Raw genomic sequence first — 18612 nt, forward strand, 5'->3', positions numbered from 1 at the left:
CAACTTATAAGCTGCGAAATAAAAAACCGTCTACTGTCAGAATTGACAGTAGACGGCCTCTATCGCTAACAACTGGACGAGCGGTAATGATCCGTTAAAACTTCAGAGCGGGTTTCGACTCCTTGGTCGGGGGCTACAACGGTCGTTCAGGCCCCTTCTTCCTCGTCACTGTCCGGCTCGTCAGTGGTCGTATCATCATCGTCCGCGCTGCCGCCCTGCCCCTGATCACCGGGCTCTGATTCGGACTTGGCGATCATCATGCCGGTGTGCGTTGCCTGCCCGCTCGATGCCTGGCTTTCGTGATCCTCACACTCGGCCCAGACCGCCGAACTGCCGAGGGCCAGCATCAGCAAAACCTTCAACAGCAGCACAACGCGTAGCAACCTGTTCATAGTCGATTCCATCCTTTTGCAGGTGAAACATCTGTACCTGGCTGGCGCTCTTTGAAATCTAGTTCCGATCAGCCGGGTTCTCCAGATAGGACGCTAACGAAGAGACGGAATGCGCTGGCTTTAGAGATTGGTTGTGAATATGGCCTATAACCAAACCCGCTAACACGATGCTTTTCTGTAGGAGCCAGCTTGCTGGCGATGGTCGTAAACGATAACGCGTGCTGTCAGGATTAACGCGGCGTTCTTTGGTCCATCGCCAGCAAGCTGGCTCCTACAGGGGGGATTTGTGACAGGCATTAAAAAACCCCGGTGCTTTCGCTACCGGGGCTTCTGGTTTTGCAGCTCAGCGATTAGTGGTGCTCACGCGTCGCACGGAATTTCACGTCCGGCCAGCGCTCTTCCATCAGCGCCAGGTTGACGCGGGTCGGCGCCAGGTAGGTCAGGTGACCACCGCCGTCGACCGCGAGGTTTTCCACGGCCTTGACCCGGAACTCCTCGAACTTCTTCTTATCGTCGCAATCGATCCAGCGCGCGGAGTACACGGTGATCGGCTCGTAGGAGCACTCAACCTTGTATTCCTCTTTCAAGCGGCTGGCGACCACGTCGAACTGCAGCACACCGACGGCGCCGAGGATGATGTCGTTGCTGCGCTCAGGGAAGAACACCTGGGTCGCGCCCTCTTCCGCCAATTGCTGCAAGCCTTGGCGCAGTTGCTTGGATTTCAGCGGATCACGCAGACGCACGCGACGGAACAGTTCCGGGGCGAAGTGCGGGATACCGGTGAAGCCCAGGACTTCGCCTTCGGTGAAAGTGTCGCCGATCTGGATTGTGCCGTGGTTGTGCAGGCCGATGATGTCGCCGGCAAACGCTTCTTCCAGTTGCTCACGCTCGGAGGAGAAGAACGTCAGGGCATCGCCGATCCGCACGTCCTTGCCGGTGCGCACGTGGCGCATCTTCATGCCTTTTTCGTACTTGCCGGAGCAAATGCGCATGAAGGCGATACGATCGCGGTGTTTCGGGTCCATGTTCGCCTGGATCTTGAACACGAAGCCACTGAATTTCTCTTCGACCGGCTCCACGGTGCGCTCGTTGGCGACACGGGCCAGCGGTTTCGGCGCCCAGTTGACCACGGCGTCGAGCACGTGATCGACACCGAAGTTGCCCAGTGCGGTACCGAAGAACACCGGAGTCAGTTGGCCGTCGAGGAATTCCTGCTGGTTGAATTCGTGGCAGGCGCCCTGAACCAGTTCCAGTTGATCAACGAAGCGATCGTACTCGTCGCCCAAGTGCGCGCGGGCTTCATCGGAGTCGAGCTTTTCGATGATTTTCACATCGGTGCGCTCGTGGCCGTGGCCGGCGGTGTACACGATGATGTAGTCGTCAGCGAGGTGATAAACGCCTTTGAAATCGCGGTAGCAACCGATCGGCCAGGTGATCGGCGCAGCCTTGATCTTCAGGACCGCTTCGATTTCGTCGAGCAGTTCGATCGGGTCGCGGATGTCACGGTCGAGTTTGTTGATGAAGCTGACGATCGGCGTGTCACGCAGACGGCAGACGTCCATCAGCGCGATGGTCCGTGGCTCTACACCCTTACCGCCATCGAGGACCATCAATGCCGAGTCCACCGCCGTCAGGGTGCGGTAGGTATCTTCGGAGAAGTCTTCGTGGCCCGGGGTGTCGAGCAGGTTGATCATGTGATCGCGATACGGGAACTGCATGACCGACGTGGTAATCGAGATACCCCGCTGCTTTTCCATTTCCATCCAGTCGGAGGTGGCATGGCGGTCGGACTTGCGAGACTTCACCGTGCCGGCAACCGCAATCGCCTTGCCCATCAGCAAGAGCTTCTCGGTGATGGTGGTTTTACCGGCATCGGGGTGGGAAATAATGGCGAAAGTGCGGCGTTTCGCGACTTCGGCGGCCTGTTTGGTCATGGGAAATCGCCTGGCGGTGATTCAAAAAAGGGCGGCGAGTATAGCGCAAACCGACCGCCACGGACCACCGCCCGCCCGGACGCGCGGACTTTTGTAGGAGCCGGCTTGCCGGCGATTGGGGCCGTACGCCTTGCGGTGATCTCTCGGCCCTCATCGCCGGCAAGCCGGCTCCTACAGGGTTGCGTTATGGCATCGAGCGGGGGCGTGTTCGGTCATCAAGGGTGGCTATCTGCTGCCAATTATGGAACCTTTTAAAAGGTGGAGGCGTCCACTCCCCTGTTACGGCACTCGTACCAGGGGCTGAAAAATCAGCAAGTTAGCCTGACGAGGCTGCGCTTATGGCTCGAAAAGCCGTACGCCCTCCCCTGTAGGGCGAGCTTGCTCACGATGAGCGTCAACAATAACGCGTGTGGTCTGAATCAACGCGTTGTCTGGACTTTTTTCGCGAGCAGGCTCGCTCCTACAGAAGAGCGCATTCGGTGCATGAAGAGCTGCTTCTCGCGAACGCTTACTTCGGCAGCCAGGACTGGCATTGCCACACGAAGCTGCGTTCGCCGACAAAGAAAAAAGGAGTCCGCCTGTGGCTATTCGCTATGGCAAAGGGCTGACAGGAGGTGCGGTTGTCGTCGCCCTTCTGGCCCTGCTGGTCCACTGGATTGGCATCAACACGATCGAACAGTACCGCGACGATTTGTTGTTTTACCTGCAAGCTCATCTGATTCTCGTCCTCGCCTCCATGCTGGCGGCCCTTGTTGTGGGCATACCCGCCGGTATTTTCCTCAGCCGTCCGACCATGGTGGGACGCGCCGAACGCTTCATGCAGCTCTTCAACATCGGCAACACCGTGCCGCCTCTCGCCGTACTGGCCATTGCTCTGGGGATTCTGGGCATCGGCAGCGGCCCCGCGATCTTCGCCCTGTTCCTCGCCTCGCTGTTGCCGATCGTGCGCAATACCTATGAAGGTCTGAAAAACGTCCAGGGTTCTTTGAAAGAAGCGGCCGTCGGCATCGGCATGACGCCGACTCAAGTGCTGTGGCAGGTCGAACTGCCGAACGCCGTGCCGATCATCATCGGCGGTGTGCGTGTGGCGCTGGCGATCAACGTCGGTACTGCACCGCTGGCGTTCCTGATCGGCGCCAACAGTCTGGGCAGCCTGATTTTCCCCGGAATCGCCCTGAACAATCAGCCGCAACTACTGCTCGGCGCGGCCTGCACCGCCCTGCTGGCCTTGCTGCTCGACGGACTGGTGACACTCGCCAGCCGCCTCTGGCTCGAACGCGGCTTGCGCCCGTCTTAAGCCTCGGCAAAGGAATAATCATGAAGACATCAAGCTTTTTACTAGGCTGCGTTCTGCTGTTCTCGGGAATCGCCCAAGCCGCTGAAAAACCGGTGATCCGCATCGGCGCCCGGGTGTTCACCGAACAAACCCTGCTCGCGGAAATCACCTCCCAGTACCTGCGCACCAAGGGTTATGACACCCAGGTGACTGGCGGTCTGGGCAGCAACCTCGCTCGCAGTGCCCACGAAAGTGGCCAACTGGACCTGATGTGGGAATACACCGGCGTCTCACTGGTGGCCTACAACCATGTCACCGAAAAACTCGACAGCGCTCAGTCCTACGCCAAGGTGAAAGAACTCGACGCGAAAAAAGGCCTGGTCTGGCTGACCCCGTCGAAGTTCAGCAACACCTACGCCCTGGCCCTGCCGGAAAAAACCGCAAAGGCCTACCCGCAGATCAACACCATCAGCGAGCTGAACACGGTAATGCAGGCTGAGGCGAAGACTAATCACCTGATCGCGCTGGACACCGAGTTCGCCAACCGCTCCGACGGTCTGGACGGCATGGTCGACCTCTACAGCATGAACCTGACACGCAAAAACATCCGCCAGATGGATGCAGGCCTGGTCTACACCGCCCTGCGCAATGGCCAGGTGTTCGCCGGTCTGGTCTACACCACCGACGGTCGCTTGAACGCCTTCAAGTTGAAACTGCTTGAAGACGACAAGCACTACTTCCCGGACTACACCGCCGCGCCGGTGGTGCGTCAGGTTTACCTCGATGCCCACCCGCAACTGGCGCAAGAGATCAAGCCGCTGGCCGAGCTGTTCGATGACGAAACCATGCGCCAGCTCAACGCACGGGTCGATGTCGATCACGAAAGCCCTTCATCCGTTGCCGCCGATTTCCTGCGCCAGCACCCCATCAACTAAGGAGGAAAAGTCATGGAATTTCTCAACGCCTTTTCCCATCTTGACTGGCCGCAGGTGCTGCACCTGACGTGGCAGCACATCACCCTGGTCGGCATCGCCGTGACCCTGGCGATTCTGGTCGGCGTGCCGCTGGGCATTCTGATGACGCGTTTCCCGACGCTCGCCGGCCCCTTGCAAGCCAGCGCCACGGTGCTGCTGACCGTGCCGTCGATTGCACTGTTCGGCCTGCTGCTGCCGTTCTACTCCAAATTCGGCCAGGGCCTGGGGCCGATGCCGGCGATCACCGCAGTGTTTCTGTACTCGCTGCTGCCGATCATGCGTAACACCTACCTCGCCCTGACCGGCGTCGAACCGGGCATTCGCGAAGCCGCACGCGGCATCGGCATGACCTTCGGCCAGCGCCTGCGTATGGTCGAACTGCCCATCGCCGTGCCGGTGATCCTCGCCGGCGTGCGCACCGCCGTGGTCATGAACATCGGTGTCATGACCATCGCCGCGACCATCGGCGCCGGTGGCCTCGGTGTCCTCATTCTCGCTTCCATCAGCCGCAGCGACATGTCGATGCTGATCGTCGGCGCCGTGCTGGTCAGCCTGCTGGCCATCTTCGCCGACCTGCTTCTGCAATGGCTGCAACGCACGCTGACTCCAAAAGGACTGCTCAAATGATCGAACTTCAAAACCTCAGCAAGACTTTCCAAAGCAACGGCAAAGATGTGAAAGCCGTGGACTCGGTCAGCCTGACCGTCAATGAAGGCGAAATCTGTGTGTTCCTCGGGCCATCGGGCTGCGGCAAAAGCACCACGCTGAAGATGATCAACCGCCTGATCAAGCCGACCTCGGGCAAGATCCTGATCAACGGCGAAGACACCACCGGTCTCGACGAAGTGACCCTGCGTCGCAACATCGGTTACGTGATCCAGCAGATCGGTCTGTTCCCGAACATGACCATCGAGGAAAACATCACCATCGTTCCGCGCCTGCTGGGCTGGGACAAACAGAAGTGCCACGACCGCGCCCGCGAGTTGATGAGCATGATCAAGCTTGAGCCCAAGCAGTATTTGAATCGTTATCCGCGCGAATTGTCCGGTGGTCAGCAGCAACGGATCGGCGTGATTCGCGCACTGGCGGCGGATGCGCCGTTGCTGTTGATGGATGAACCGTTCGGCGCGGTCGACCCGATCAACCGCGAGATGATCCAGAACGAGTTCTTCGAGATGCAACGGGCGCTGAACAAGACCGTGATCATGGTCAGCCACGATATCGACGAAGCGATCAAGCTGGGCGACAAGATTGCAATCTTCCGCGCCGGCAAGCTGTTGCAGATCGATCACCCGGACACGCTGCTGGCGCACCCGGCGGACGACTTTGTCAGCAACTTCGTCGGCCAGGACAGCACGCTCAAGCGTCTGCTGCTGGTGAAGGCCGAAGACGCGGCGGACAACGCACCGTCCGTCAGCCCGGAAACGCCGGTGACTGAAGCGCTGGAGTTGATGGATGAACATGACCGTCGTTATGTCGTGGTCACGGACGGTGAGAACAAGGCGCTCGGTTATGTACGACGTCGCGACCTGCACCGTCAGACCGGGGCTTGCGCGCAGTACCTGCGTGAGTTCAATGCCACGGCGGCGTACGACGAGCATTTGCGCATCCTGTTGTCGCGGATGTACGAGTTCAACCGCGCCTGGTTGCCGGTGATGGATGCCGAGCGAGTGTTCCTCGGCGAAGTAACGCAGGAATCGATTGCCGAGTACCTGAGCTCCGGCAAATCCCGAGGCGGCAAGACCAGCATTGTTTCGCCAGCCGAGGCTGTTGCCTGACATCTATATAGCTGGGTAAACATGCAAAACCTGTGGGAGCGAGCCTGCTCGCGATAGCACCTTGTCAGCCAACGAAGATGTTGAATTTGAAATTGCCATCGCGAGCAGGCTCACTCCCACAAAAACCGTACAGCCTGTGACCGGAAAAAAATATCAACACCTGCCTCGGCAAGCGGTCTCTAAAAAAGTCCGCCGAAACAGTCAAAAAATCGCTCAACCGACCTTTTCGCAGCTATCGTCGCCGATGTTGACGCCATCGCAGTTGTCTTTGAGTTGGCAGACATAAGCGTCGAACGTGCAGGTATTTTTAACACTTCAGAATTCCTCGGGAACATCGGCCTGTCATCTGTGTCGAGTACAAGGAGAGCTGGCGGCAACGTGCGTCAGACAAGTGCAAAAACGCGACATTTTTTGTTGATCTAAAGCCCCTCACGCCCTAAAGTTCGCGCCGAACGTCCATGCTGGAAACGATCCATCCGGCTCAAGTACTGACGACGAGACAGCAAGGCCAAGGGAAAGCACCGCTTCCCATGGCCTTTTTGCTTTCGGCGACATGCCTTGGGAAGTAGGCGAACCAAAGTGGGGATACGGAGGACGTTCATTTGCACCCATTGATTAATCTAGTTTGCCAGTAGGAGTTCCCAGCATGTCGATCAACGTCGAAGACTATTTCGCGCGCGATACCTTTCAGAAAATGAAGGCATTCGCCGACAAACAAGAAACCCCGTTCGTGGTAATCGACACCGCGATGATCAGCCAGGCCTATGACGACCTGCGCGCCGGTTTCGAATTCGCCAAGGTCTACTACGCCGTCAAGGCCAACCCGGCCGTCGAAATCATCGACCTGCTCAAAGAGAAAGGCTCGAACTTCGACATCGCCTCGATCTACGAGCTCGATAAAGTGATGAACCAGGGCGTCGGCCCGGATCGCATCAGCTACGGCAACACCATCAAGAAATCCAAGGACATCCGCTACTTCTACGAGAAGGGCGTGCGTCTGTATGCCACCGACTCCGAAGCCGACCTGCGCAACATCGCCAAGGCAGCACCGGGCTCGAAAGTCTACGTGCGCATCCTCACCGAAGGCTCGACCACTGCCGATTGGCCTTTGTCGCGCAAATTCGGCTGCCAGACCGACATGGCCATGGACCTGCTGATCCTCGCCCGTGACCTGGGCCTGGTGCCTTACGGCATCTCGTTCCACGTCGGCTCGCAACAGCGCGACATCAGCGTCTGGGACGCAGCGATCGCCAAGGTCAAAGTGATCTTCGAGCGCCTGAAAGAAGAAGACGGCATCCACCTGAAGCTGATCAACATGGGCGGCGGCTTCCCGGCCAACTACATCACCCGCACCAACAGCCTGGAAACCTACGCTGAAGAAATCATCCGTTTCCTCAAGGAAGACTTCGGCGACGATCTTCCGGAAATCATCCTGGAACCGGGCCGTTCGTTGATCGCCAACGCCGGCATCCTGGTCAGTGAAGTGGTGTTGGTTGCACGCAAATCCCGCACCGCCGTCGAGCGCTGGGTGTACACGGATGTGGGCAAGTTCTCCGGCCTGATCGAAACCATGGACGAAGCCATCAAGTTCCCGATCTGGACCGAAAAGAAAGGCGAAGTGGAAGAAGTGGTTATCGCCGGCCCGACCTGCGACAGCGCCGACATCATGTACGAAAACTACAAGTACGGTTTGCCGCTGAACCTGGCGATCGGTGATCGTTTGTACTGGCTGTCGACCGGTGCGTACACCACCAGCTACAGCGCCGTCGAGTTCAATGGCTTCCCGCCGCTGAAATCGTTCTACGTGTAAGCGCTGCACGCAGAAATCAAAAAGCCCATGACGCGTCATGGGCTTTTTTGTATCCGAAAAACACCGCTCCCCCTTGTAGGAGCCAGCTTGCTGGCGATGGTCGTCAACGATAACGCGCGTTGTCTGGATAAATACGGCGCTCTCCAGTTCATCGCGAGCAAGCTCGCTCCTACAGGGGGACGAGCGTCTGTTCGAGTTCGGCGTACCGCTCGGCATACGCTGATGCAAGGGCGCGAATCTGTGGATCGGTCGCGTTCAACAACGCTTTACTCGCCACCCGCAGAAAATTCAGATTCCCGCCAGCCAGTGCCTTGCGCAGCCAGGCCAGCGCCTCGTCGATGTTATCTTCAGCCGCCAGCACCGCGGCATAACTGAACTGCCCGCGAAAATCCCCGCCAGCGGCGGAGCGTCGATACCAGTCGCGAGCAGCAGCCGTATCCTGCGGGCAAACCTTGCCCTCTTCCAGATAGCGTCCAAGCAGGTTCATCGACTTCGCATGGCCCAGCTCCGCAGCGCGGCGATAGAGGTTCAGCGCCTGTACCTGATCCTCCCCCACGCCGCGCCCGGTGGCCAGAAGGTTGGCGTAGTTGTACATCGCCCAATCCAGTCCGGCTTCAGCACCGACGCGATAATGCTGTGCTGCAACTGAAGCATCTGCCGCACAACCCCAGCCATGTTCATGACAGCGACCGAGCATGTTGCGCGCCATCAGGTGCCCGCGCTGAGCGGCTATCTCGAACCAGCGCAGCGCCAGCGGTTGATCCAGCGCGATGCCCTGTCCGTCCAGCAGAATCTGGCCGAGCAAGGCTTGCGCGTCGAGCACACCTTCACGGGCAGCGATCAGGATTGCCTGAGCAGCACGCGCAGGACTTTCCTCAAGCATGGCTTTGAGGTGATCGCCGTCGAGCACTTCCTCGCGGCGCAGTTGAAAACTCATACCTCGACCCAGCGACGCAACAGGTTGTGATACGTGCCGGTCAGGCGGATCAGTGAAGGGTGGTCGGGCATGTCCTGCGTCAGTTGCTGGATCGCACCGTCCATCTCGAACAGCAGGGCGCGCTGACTGTCTTCGCGGACCAGGCTTTGGGTCCAGAAGAATGAGGCGAACCGTGTACCACGGGTGACGGCATTGACCTTGTGCAGGCTGGTGCCGGGGTACAAGACCATGTCGCCGGCCGGCAACTTCACGCGCTGGGTGCCGTAGGTGTCCTGGATTTCCAGTTCGCCGCCGTCGTAGTCGTCCGGCTCACTGAAGAACAGGGTCGCCGACAAATCCGTGCGCACGCGCTCGATGCTGCCTTTGGGCTGGCGCACGGCGTTGTCGATATGAAAGTCGAAACTGCCGCCCGCTGTGTAACAGTTCAGCAACGGAGGAAAGACCTTGTGCGGTAACGCCGCTGACATGAACTGCGGGTTTTTCCACAACCGTTCCAGCATCGCCGCGCCGACTTCCTTGGCCAGTGGATGACCTTCCGGCAGTTGCAGGTTGTGTTTGGCCTTGGCCGACTGGTAGCCGGCGGTGATCTTGCCGTCGGCCCAATCCGCCTGTTCCAGAGCCTCGCGGATGCGCTGCACTTCTTCTTTAGTGAACAAGCCGGGAATGTGCAGCAGCATGAGGACCACCTGAAGGCAAAGGGGCGCCAATGATATTGATTCTTATTGACGCTGTAAAACCCCTATGACGAATGAAACAGCAAAAACCGTAAGGGTAAATTGTAAAGAATGTAAATTCAGTGCGAATAGAAACGTTTCGCAATTGATACATAGACGCGTCTACCCTATATTCCGCGGCCTCAAATCCTTGGGGAGGGGAATTCACATGTCACGCCAACAACCACAATTACCTGTCAATTCACCGCGTTTGCTCGCTTCTGCGATTGGCGTGGCAATCACCGCCGGCTCTGCGGGGCATATGGTTTTCGCGGCTGAAAAGACCGAAAAAGCGCCGAACAATGCGATTTCCCTGGACGCCACGGCCATCACCGGCGAAACACAGGACGATACCTCCTACAAGACCGATACCTCGGCCAACAAGAAATACACCGCACCGCTGCGTGAAACACCGAAAAGTGTCACCGTGATTCCGCAACAGGTGATCCGCGACACGGGCGCTACCAGCCTGGTCGACGCCTTGCGCACGACCCCCGGCATCACCTTCGGCGCTGGCGAAGGCGGTAACCCGGCGGGCGACCGTCCGATCATTCGTGGCTTCAACGCTGAAAGCGACACGTTCGTCGACGGCATGCGCGATCCGGCGTCCCAGAGCCGCGAAATCTTCAACGTAGAATCGATCGAAGTCAGCAAAGGCCCGGGGTCGGCCTACACCGGCGCCGGCTCCACCGGTGGCAGCCTGAACCTGGTGAGCAAGACCGCCAAACTGGGCAGTTTCTACAATGGCGGCTTCACCTGGGGCTCGGATCAGACCAAGCGCACCACACTCGACCTGAACCAGCAGATGACCGACACCTCGGCCTTCCGCCTGAACCTGATGAAACACGAAGCCAATGTCGCCGGTCGTGACACCGTGGACGTCAGCCGCTGGGGTGTCGCGCCGACGTTCGCCTTCGGCCTGGGCACCGATACCCGCATGACCCTCGGTTACTACCACGTTGAAACCGACGACATGCCGGACTACGGCATTCCGCTGACCCTGAACCCGGCTCGCAGCAAGTACAACGTCGACAAACCGGTGCATGTCGACCGCGACAATTTCTACGGCATCACCAGTCGCGACTTTCGCGAAACCACCAATGACAGCGGCACCTTCAAGATCGAGCACGATCTGAATGAAGACCTGACCGTGTCCAACAGCTTCCGCATGTCCCGTTCGACGCTGGACTACATCGTCACCAACCCGGACGACAGCAAGGGCAACGTCGCCAAGGGCAATGTGTACCGTGGCGCCAAGAGCCGTAATTCGACGTCCAGCGGCTGGATCAACCAGACCGACCTGAGCGCCAAGTTCGACACTGGCACCATCGCACACAGCCTGGTGACCGGTATTGAGTTCTCTTATCAAGACACCCACAACCGCCCGTACATCCTGACTTCGGCCGCCGGCGGCACGACGTGCAACCCTGCTCTCTTCCGCTCCGGCGACTGCACCAGCCTGTACAACCCGACACCTGGGGATAACTGGAACGGCACGATTACCGACAGCGCCGCGTTCACCGACACCGACACCAAAACCGCCGCGGCCTACGTGTTCGACACGCTGAAGTTCAACGATCAATGGTCCCTGAACCTGGGCCTGCGTTATGACAACTACCAGGTCGAATCCAGCGGCCACGCCAACGCTAGCAGCACAGCGCCGGCGAACGACTTCTCCCGCGAGAACACCAGCGACCTGGTCAACTACCAGATCGGCGTGGTCTACAACCCGCTGCCTAACGGCAGCATCTACGCGGCCTACTCCACCTCCAGCAACCCGTCCGGTGAAACCAGCGGCAACGGTGGCCTGGATCTGGCGGCGAACAACACCGATCTGGACCCGGAAAAGAACCGCAACTACGAGATTGGCACCAAATGGGACTTCTTCGGTGACGACCTGTCGCTGACCGCTGCACTGTTCCGCACCGAGAAAACCAACGCACGTATGAACGATCCGGATGGTGCCACCTCGCAAGTGCTGGACGGCGAGCAAACCGTCAACGGCCTCGAACTGTCGTACACCGGTAAGCTGACCCGCAACTGGAGGGTCTTCGGCGGCTACACCTACATGGAAAGCGAAGTGGTCAAAACCACCCTCGCCGCCGATGAAGGCAACCACATGCCGAGCACCCCGCGGAACAACTTCACCCTGTGGACGACTTACGACGTGGTACCGGACAAGCTTACCGTGGGTGCGGGTGCCACTTTTGTTGACTCGCAGTTCGGCAACATCGCCAACTCGGTGGAGATCCCGTCCTACTGGCGTTACGACGCGATGGCCAGCTACCGTCTGACCAAAAACGTCGACCTGCAACTCAACGTGCAGAACCTGACCGACAAGCGTTACTTCGACCAGATACTGCAGAACCACTACGCCCACGTGGCGGCCGGTCGTACCGCCCTGCTGAGCGCCAACTTCCACTTCTAACCTAACCCCTGTAGGAGCGAGACCGGCTTGCCGGCGAAAAACGTCTGGACAACGCGTTGATCCAGTCAGTACGCGTTATCGTTAACGACCATCGCGAGCAAGCTCGCTCCTACAGGGACGCGCAAAGCCCCGTTCATCTCCATGAACGGGGCTTTTGTGTGTAAAAAAGAATGCTTCTCGACAGCCCACGGCATAATGCGCGCCGTGATGACAATTTCGAACGAACAAGGCGAGTGACGTGTTGAAGAAAACCCTGTTCCAGTTGCACTGGTTTTTCGGTATCAGTGCCGGGCTGGTCCTGGCCCTCATGGGCATCACCGGGGCGATAGTGTCGTTTGAGGATGAAATCCTGCGCGCACTCAACCCGTCGGTGTTGCAGGTCGAGAAACAGGTCGCCGGTGTGCTGCCGCCCGCTGAACTGGTGGAAAAAATCGAGGGTGCAGCGGGCAAGAAAGTCTCGATGCTCTGGGTCGACACCGACAGCGGTAACGCCGCACGGGTGAACTTCACCCCGCCACCGGGTGAGCGTCGCGGGGAGATGCGCTACTTCGACCCGTACACCGCCGAATTCATGGGCGACGCCACCGGCCAGGGTTTCTTCGACCTGATGCTGAAACTGCACCGCTTCCTCGCCATGGGCGATACCGGTCGGCAGATCACTGGCGCGTGCACGCTGATTCTGCTGTTCTTCTGCCTGTCCGGCCTGTACCTGCGTTGGCCGCGTCAATGGAAAAGCTGGCGCGCCTGGCTGACCCTCGACTGGAAGAAAACAGGCCGCAGCTTCAACTGGGATTTGCACTCGGTGGCCGGCACCTGGTGCCTGGTGTTTTACCTGTTGGCAGCGCTGACCGGGTTGTCCTGGTCCTATGAGTGGTACAACAAGGGCCTGACCCGATTGCTGTCCGATGCGCCGCAGAATGAACGCGTTCGCAATCGTGGCCCGGCACCGGAAGGCCCGGCACCGACGGCCGATTACGCATCGATGTGGAGCAGCATTTACAGCGCTGCCGGCCCGGCATTGAGTGCCTACAACATTCGTATGCCGCCCGTGGCCGGGCAACCCGCGACGGTGTTCTACCTGTTGACCACCTCGCCCCACGACCGCGCGCTGAACCAGATCACCCTCGATCCGGCCACCGGCGTCGTCAAACGCCATGACCGCTACAGCGACAAAAGCTTCAAGGCTCAACTGCTGACGAGCATCTACGCGCTGCACGTCGGTAGTTACTTCGGGATTGTCGGGCGGATCGTCCTGACGCTCAGCGCGCTGACCATGCCACTGTTTTTCGTCACGGGCTGGTTGCTGTACCTCGATCGTCGACGCAAGAAAAAGCAGATCAAGGACGCCCGCAAAGGCCTCGAACAACCGGACAGCGATGCTCCGGCGTGGCTGATCGGCTTCGCCAGCCAAAGCGGGTTCGCCGAACAACTGGCGTGGCAGACCGCCGGCCAACTGCAGGCAGCAGGCCTGCCGGTAAAGGTTCAGCCACTGGCCAGCGTCAGCGAGCATGACCTGCGGAACTCCGGCAATGCGCTGTTCGTCGTCAGCACCTTCGGCGACGGCGAAGCGCCGGACAGCGCCCGTGGTTTCGAACGCAAAGTGCTGGGCCGGGCATTGAGCCTGGGGAGCCTGAATTATGCGGTGCTTGGATTGGGTGACCGGCAATATCAACACTTCTGCGGTTTCGCCCGACGCTTGCATGCCTGGCTCGGCGAGCACGGCGGCAAGCATTTGTTCGCGCCGGTGGAAGTCGACTGCGGCGACCCTTACGCCTTGCGTCACTGGCAGCAGCAACTTGGTCTGCTGACCGGACAAGCGCCCGTGGACACCTGGCAAGCGCCGAGCTACGACAACTGGACGCTGAGCCGCCGCGACGTGATGAACCCGGACAGCAGCGGCTCGCCGGTGTACCTGCTGGGCCTCAGCGCACCGACCACCAGCAGTTGGCTGGCCGGTGATCTGGTGGAAGTGTTGCCGCGAAACTGCCCGTGGGCGATCGAGCATTTCCTCGATGGTCTCGGGATCGACGGTCGCGCCTCGGTGATACTCGATGGCCTGTCGCAAGCGCTGGAGCAAGCACTCGCGACTCGACAATTGCCCGAGAACCGCACGCACCTTGTCGGCTTGCACGCACAAGCGCTGGTGGATGCTTTGGTGCCGTTGGCCATGCGCGAATACTCCATCGCCTCGATTGCCGCCGACGGTGTGCTGGAACTGATCGTGCGCCAGGAACTGCACCCCGACGGCAGCCTGGGTATCGGCTCCGGATGGCTGACCGAACACGCCCCGGTGGGCAGCACCATCAGCCTGCGGGTGCGCCGCAACAGCGGTTTCCATCTGCCGGTCGAACCGCTGCCGATGATCCTGCTGGGCAACGGCACCGGCCTGGCCGGGCTGCGCAGTTTGCTCAAGGCGCGGATCGCCGATGGGCAGCAACGTCACTGGCTGTTGTTTGGCGAGCGCAATCGCGAGCACGACTACCTGTGCCGCGACGAACTTGAAGAGTGGTTGATTTCAGGGGATATCGAACGGCTGGACCTGGCGTTTTCACGGGATCAGGCCGAGAAGATCTACGTGCAGGATCGCCTGCGTGAATCCGCCAGTTTGCTCAAGCAATGGCTGGATGACGGTGCCGTCATTTACATCTGCGGCAGCTTGCAGGGAATGGCTTCGGGGGTGGATCAGGTGCTCAACGAAGTGCTCGGGGTTGAAGCAGTCGAGCGCTTGATCGAGCAAGGCCGCTACCGCCGCGACGTCTACTGACCCCCTCCCCCCTGTAGGAGCCAGCTTGCTGGCGATGGCGATATCAAAACCGCCATCGCCAGCAAGCTGGCTCCTACAGGTCATTGTGGCTGCAACTTCTGCTCAAACACGCTGACCCCATCCAGATCCCGCAACACCACACTCATCTCCCCCGTCGCCCCCTCAATATTCACCTCGCCAAAAAACTGAAACCCGGCAAACGGCGACATGTTCTGCGCCGACGGTGCTTTCTCGAACACCACTTCAGGCCCGAAGGTTTTATCCAGCGGATTAGGCCCGAAGCTCCCCGCGTTCAACGGTCCGGCAACAAACTCCCAGAACGGTTCAAAGTCCTGAAACGCCGCACGATCCGGATGGTAGTGATGCGCCGCGCAGTAATGCACATCCGCCGTCAGGAACACGAAATTGCGCACCTGTTGCGACCGCAGAAAACCAAGCAGTTCGGCGATTTCCAGCTCACGTCCCTGGGCCGCGCCCGGATCACCGTTGGCCACCGCTTCCCAGCGCGCCACACCGGGGCTGACTTCACCGTCGGGTACGCCGAGGCCGATCGGCATGTCGGCGGCAATGACTTTCCACTGGGCGCTGGAGGCTTTCAATTCACGCTTGAGCCAGTCCAGCTGTTCACGCCCGAGAAAGGGTTTGGCTGCACCGAGGTTGTCATCATTGGCCTCGCGATAACTGCGCATGTCGAGCACAAACACATCCAGCATCGGCCCATAACCGATCTGGCGATAGATGCGCCCGCCGTTATCCGCGCTCTGCAACCGCATAGGCGCATATTCCAGCCACGCCTGACGTGCGCGGCCTACCAGGCTGTGGATATCCTTGCTCTGGTAACGCTCATCCAGTTGCTTGCCCGGCGACCAGTTGTTGACCACTTCGTGGTCGTCCCACTGCCAGATCTGCGGCACTTCGGCGTTGAAGCGACGGACGTTTTCATCCATCAGGTTGTAGCGGTAATTGCCGCGATACTCGTCGAGGGTTTCGGCGACTTTGCTCTTGGCGTCGCTGGTGATGTTGCGCCACACGCGGCCACTTTCAGTCACAAGTTGTGCCGGCACCGGGCCGTCGGCGTAGATGGTGTCGCCGCTGTGGATAAAGAAGTCCGGCAGGCGCAAACGCATGGCTTCGTAGATGCGCATGCCACCGATGTCCGGGTTGATGCCGTAGCCCTGGCCAACGGTATCGCCGCTCCAGACGAAACGGATGTCGCGCCGGGTTTGCGGCACGCTGCGCAAGTGGCCAAACCAGGGTTCGCTGGTGACACCGCTATGGGCGTCTTCGAAATGCACGCGATAGAAAATTGCCTGGTCGGCGGGCAGTCCGGTGAACTCGACCCGCGCGGTGAAATCGCTGCGGGCATCAGCCAGTGGCGAGACAAAACGCCGAGGGTTGGTGAACAGGCTACGGGTGTCCCATTCCACCACCATCCGCGCCGCACGATCGCTGCGGCTCCAGACCATCGCCCGGTCGCCCAGCACGTCGCCGGACTGCACGCCATCGGTGAGTTGCGGCCGATCCTTGACCGAGGCAATCACCGCCGGCGCAAGACCGGGAAGCAGAATCCCGGCGCCGACCGCTTGCATGACACGACGGCGACCGAGGTTGAATTCGCTCATGGTGTTCTCCCTGAAAAAGGAAAAACTAAAACATGGCCGTGTGAACCGGGCATGACACAAAACCTGCCAACGTCGCAGATCCCCTGTGGGAGCGGGCTTGCCCTCGACTACGGGTTAACCGTCACCATTTTCGTTGAATCTTAAATCGTTCATCGCGAGCAGGTGACCGAGTTGCCCGGACGGACGCGGTCATTGTGGGAGCGAGCCTGCTCGCGATGAACGATAACGCGGTCTTACCGACTCGCCCCTCATCTGCAACACCATGAAATAGGAAATTTCAGCACCGCTTTTAGGAAACGTCCTAACGCCTACGCCTGAGCGTCCCGGATAGGGTTGAGGCAAACCCGACTACATGCCGGGATTGTCCAAGGACGAAAAAAAGCGCTGATGAAAAAGCTCGGTTTCCCGGAATCCCCGGACTATCTGCCCGCCCCAACACAACTCCCCACGCGGGAAGAAGTGCAAGCCTTCCAGGATGCTGGCGCAGCGGTATCCGCCAAGAACGAACGGCATGAACTGGACGCCAATGCCCGTTGGGAGGTCCGTCGAAAAACACGACAAAACGCTCTCGACACAACGTCCGATTCGCAATTCAAAGGTTGCGTGTTCGCCAAAAGCTGCAACCTCCCGGACGGTGTCATCAATCACAACAACCACGCCGGTTATGTCCCCGTCGAGAAACTGGCTGACTACGGGTTGTGGGCTGTACTGGGCACCGGCGCGGCGATTACCGCCGAAGGCACACCGCTTGAATGGGTAGCCGGCTCGTCGACGGGCAACGCCTTGGCCCAACGCCTCGGTGGTTCGCTCGCACTATCGCTGACGGGTTCAGTGGTAGCGACCGGGGCAGCGGTCGGGACAGTGGCGCTGCTAATGCCCAACACCCGCCTTTCGCCCGACAGCGCTTTCTACAAAAACGAACAGTACGCGGCACTGGAGGCGGGACGCACCCGTGTGCGCGTCAACGTAAAGGTCTTGCCGGACAACGCCATCAGCGCTTACGGCTTCTACACCGGCGGAAAAAAAGACTGGGAGTTTGTCCCCGTCATCAAGGCCCGAAAGGACGGCGAGCAGTTCATCGCCGACCTCGGCAACGGCATTGGCCTGACCTGGACACCCGTCGCGAATCCCGACGACGCACCGAGTATCCCGGCGCTGGAAGGCGCCCCGCAGTTGCCCACCGTATGGGTGTACCCGCCCACGGAACAGGCCGACAAGATACTGGTGAACCCGCAGCATCCGCCCGAATATCAGGATGCGATTATCTGGTTTCCGGCGGATGCCGGGCTTGAGCCAATCTACATTGTGCTCAATGCTCGGTATGAGCCGGGCGGTGTCACGGGGGTGGGTGAAGATGTTGTGGGGGTTTGGCTGGCGGGGGCCAGTACTGGGCAGGGTTCGCCCATTCCAACGCGCATTGCGGATGTGCTTCGGGGGCAAAAATTCAGAGACTTTGATGCGTTCAGGAAGGCGTTTTGGACTGCGGTGGGAAATGATGCCGAGCTACTTGGCCAGTTCAAGGCCAGCAACCAAAGTTTCGTTCTGGGTGGCAACTCCCCGTTTGCCCCCAAGACCGGGCGTAACGGAGGAAACGCTCGTTATGAACTGCATCACATTGAACAGATCCAGCATGGAGGTGCTGTTTTCGATATTGATAACCTTCGCGTAATGACACCCAAACAACACGCAACAACCCACAAGGAAGACCGGCAGAAACCATGAAAAACAAAATCGGTGAATACACAGAGAGCGAGTTCGTGGCTTTGCTTCAGAGCATCATCAGCCACGACGGAACGGAAAAAGAGATTGACACGTTGGTGTTCCACTTTGAAAAAATCAGTGAACATCCATCAGGGTCAGATCTGATTTTTTACCCGGAAGACGGCGCTGACGACTCGGCAGAAGGTATCACTCGCACACTCAAGGAATGGCGCGCCACTCAAGGTTTGCCGGGGTTCAAGGAGAAATGAGGCATGACTCCGAA

The 18612-nt window shown here is 59.4% G+C and carries 14 protein-coding genes; 9 read left to right on the forward strand and 5 right to left on the reverse strand.

All coding sequences use genetic code 11. The features are described 5' to 3' along the window. Positions 1 to 146 precede the first annotated feature (146 nt). Positions 147 to 392: a hypothetical protein gene (locus tag PMI32_RS27410; protein ID WP_008024411.1), complete on the reverse strand. Its 246-nt coding sequence runs from the start codon at positions 390 to 392 to the stop codon at positions 147 to 149. Positions 393 to 742: 350 nt separating this feature from the next. Then, entirely contained in the window at positions 743 to 2326 is a 1584-nt protein-coding gene (locus PMI32_RS27405) for a peptide chain release factor 3 (protein ID WP_008024413.1), read from the reverse strand. Between the two features lie 580 nt (positions 2327 to 2906). On the opposite strand from PMI32_RS27405, the gene PMI32_RS27400 reads away from it, so the two are divergent. The 5 genes from PMI32_RS27400 (at position 2907) to PMI32_RS27380 (ending at position 8164) form a co-directional block, all read left to right on the forward strand. Then, on the forward strand, positions 2907 to 3623 hold the full coding sequence (locus PMI32_RS27400) for an ABC transporter permease (RefSeq protein WP_008024415.1): 717 nt from the start codon (positions 2907 to 2909) through the stop codon (positions 3621 to 3623). A 20-nt stretch (positions 3624 to 3643) separates the two neighbouring features. After that, positions 3644 to 4537 carry a glycine betaine ABC transporter substrate-binding protein gene (locus tag PMI32_RS27395; protein ID WP_008024416.1) on the forward strand — a complete coding sequence of 298 codons (894 nt, stop codon included), beginning with the start codon at positions 3644 to 3646 and terminating at the stop codon, positions 4535 to 4537. A 12-nt stretch (positions 4538 to 4549) separates the two neighbouring features. Next, the gene (locus PMI32_RS27390) at positions 4550 to 5203 is read left to right on the forward strand and encodes an ABC transporter permease (RefSeq protein ID WP_007900392.1); all 654 of its coding nucleotides are present in this window, start codon (positions 4550 to 4552) and stop codon (positions 5201 to 5203) included. Then, positions 5200 to 6354, forward strand: coding sequence for an osmoprotectant ABC transporter ATP-binding protein OsmV (locus tag PMI32_RS27385; protein ID WP_008024418.1), 1155 nt, complete (start codon positions 5200 to 5202; stop codon positions 6352 to 6354). Before PMI32_RS27390 ends, PMI32_RS27385 begins: the two co-directional genes overlap by 4 nt. 646 nt (positions 6355 to 7000) lie before the next feature. Further along, entirely contained in the window at positions 7001 to 8164 is a 1164-nt protein-coding gene (locus PMI32_RS27380; protein ID WP_008024420.1) for a type III PLP-dependent enzyme, read from the forward strand. A 169-nt stretch (positions 8165 to 8333) separates the two neighbouring features. Here PMI32_RS27380 and PMI32_RS27375 read toward each other — a convergent pair whose 3' ends face one another. Beyond that, positions 8334 to 9101 (reverse strand): tetratricopeptide repeat protein, encoded by a 768-nt coding sequence (locus PMI32_RS27375; RefSeq protein ID WP_008024422.1) that lies wholly within the window; start codon positions 9099 to 9101, stop codon positions 8334 to 8336. Next, positions 9098 to 9778, reverse strand: a complete 681-nt coding sequence (locus PMI32_RS27370) for a Fe2+-dependent dioxygenase (RefSeq protein WP_008024424.1) — start codon at positions 9776 to 9778, stop codon at positions 9098 to 9100. The genes PMI32_RS27375 and PMI32_RS27370 overlap by 4 nt, the downstream gene beginning before the upstream one ends. 205 nt (positions 9779 to 9983) lie before the next feature. Here PMI32_RS27370 and PMI32_RS27365 point away from each other — a divergent pair, with 205 nt between their 5' ends. Further along, positions 9984 to 12242, forward strand: a complete 2259-nt coding sequence (locus PMI32_RS27365) for a TonB-dependent receptor (RefSeq protein WP_008024426.1) — start codon at positions 9984 to 9986, stop codon at positions 12240 to 12242. A gap of 238 nt (positions 12243 to 12480) precedes the next feature. Further along, positions 12481 to 15006 (forward strand): PepSY domain-containing protein, encoded by a 2526-nt coding sequence (locus PMI32_RS27360; protein ID WP_008024427.1) that lies wholly within the window; start codon positions 12481 to 12483, stop codon positions 15004 to 15006. Positions 15007 to 15086: 80 nt separating this feature from the next. Here the strand turns inward: PMI32_RS27360 and PMI32_RS27355 are convergent, their stop codons facing one another. Next, on the reverse strand, positions 15087 to 16628 hold the full coding sequence (locus PMI32_RS27355) for an alkaline phosphatase D family protein (RefSeq protein ID WP_008024429.1): 1542 nt from the start codon (positions 16626 to 16628) through the stop codon (positions 15087 to 15089). A 387-nt stretch (positions 16629 to 17015) separates the two neighbouring features. Between PMI32_RS27355 and PMI32_RS27350 the strand changes: the two genes are divergently transcribed. Then, positions 17016 to 18350: a pyocin-S2/colicin E7-DNase domain-containing protein gene (locus PMI32_RS27350; RefSeq protein WP_008024430.1), complete on the forward strand. Its 1335-nt coding sequence runs from the start codon at positions 17016 to 17018 to the stop codon at positions 18348 to 18350. After that, positions 18347 to 18598: a bacteriocin immunity protein gene (locus tag PMI32_RS27345; protein WP_008024432.1), complete on the forward strand. Its 252-nt coding sequence runs from the start codon at positions 18347 to 18349 to the stop codon at positions 18596 to 18598. Before PMI32_RS27350 ends, PMI32_RS27345 begins: the two co-directional genes overlap by 4 nt. The last annotated feature ends 14 nt before the right edge of the window (positions 18599 to 18612 follow it).

The sequence above is a fragment of the Pseudomonas sp. GM60 genome (assembly GCF_000282415.1).
GTDB lineage: Bacteria > Pseudomonadota > Gammaproteobacteria > Pseudomonadales > Pseudomonadaceae > Aquipseudomonas > Aquipseudomonas migulae.

Coding starts and splice junctions, on each gene's coding strand:
- PMI32_RS27410 (WP_008024411.1), bottom strand. CDS start 392: ATGAACAGGTTGCTACGCGTTGTGCTGCTGTTGAAGGTTTTGCTGATG.
- PMI32_RS27405 (WP_008024413.1), bottom strand. CDS start 2,326: ATGACCAAACAGGCCGCCGAAGTCGCGAAACGCCGCACTTTCGCCATT.
- PMI32_RS27395 (WP_008024416.1), top strand. CDS start 3,644: ATGAAGACATCAAGCTTTTTACTAGGCTGCGTTCTGCTGTTCTCGGGA.
- PMI32_RS27390 (WP_007900392.1), top strand. CDS start 4,550: ATGGAATTTCTCAACGCCTTTTCCCATCTTGACTGGCCGCAGGTGCTG.
- PMI32_RS27385 (WP_008024418.1), top strand. CDS start 5,200: ATGATCGAACTTCAAAACCTCAGCAAGACTTTCCAAAGCAACGGCAAA.
- PMI32_RS27380 (WP_008024420.1), top strand. CDS start 7,001: ATGTCGATCAACGTCGAAGACTATTTCGCGCGCGATACCTTTCAGAAA.
- PMI32_RS27375 (WP_008024422.1), bottom strand. CDS start 9,101: ATGAGTTTTCAACTGCGCCGCGAGGAAGTGCTCGACGGCGATCACCTC.
- PMI32_RS27370 (WP_008024424.1), bottom strand. CDS start 9,778: ATGCTGCTGCACATTCCCGGCTTGTTCACTAAAGAAGAAGTGCAGCGC.
- PMI32_RS27365 (WP_008024426.1), top strand. CDS start 9,984: ATGTCACGCCAACAACCACAATTACCTGTCAATTCACCGCGTTTGCTC.
- PMI32_RS27355 (WP_008024429.1), bottom strand. CDS start 16,628: ATGAGCGAATTCAACCTCGGTCGCCGTCGTGTCATGCAAGCGGTCGGC.
- PMI32_RS27350 (WP_008024430.1), top strand. CDS start 17,016: ATGAAAAAGCTCGGTTTCCCGGAATCCCCGGACTATCTGCCCGCCCCA.
- PMI32_RS27345 (WP_008024432.1), top strand. CDS start 18,347: ATGAAAAACAAAATCGGTGAATACACAGAGAGCGAGTTCGTGGCTTTG.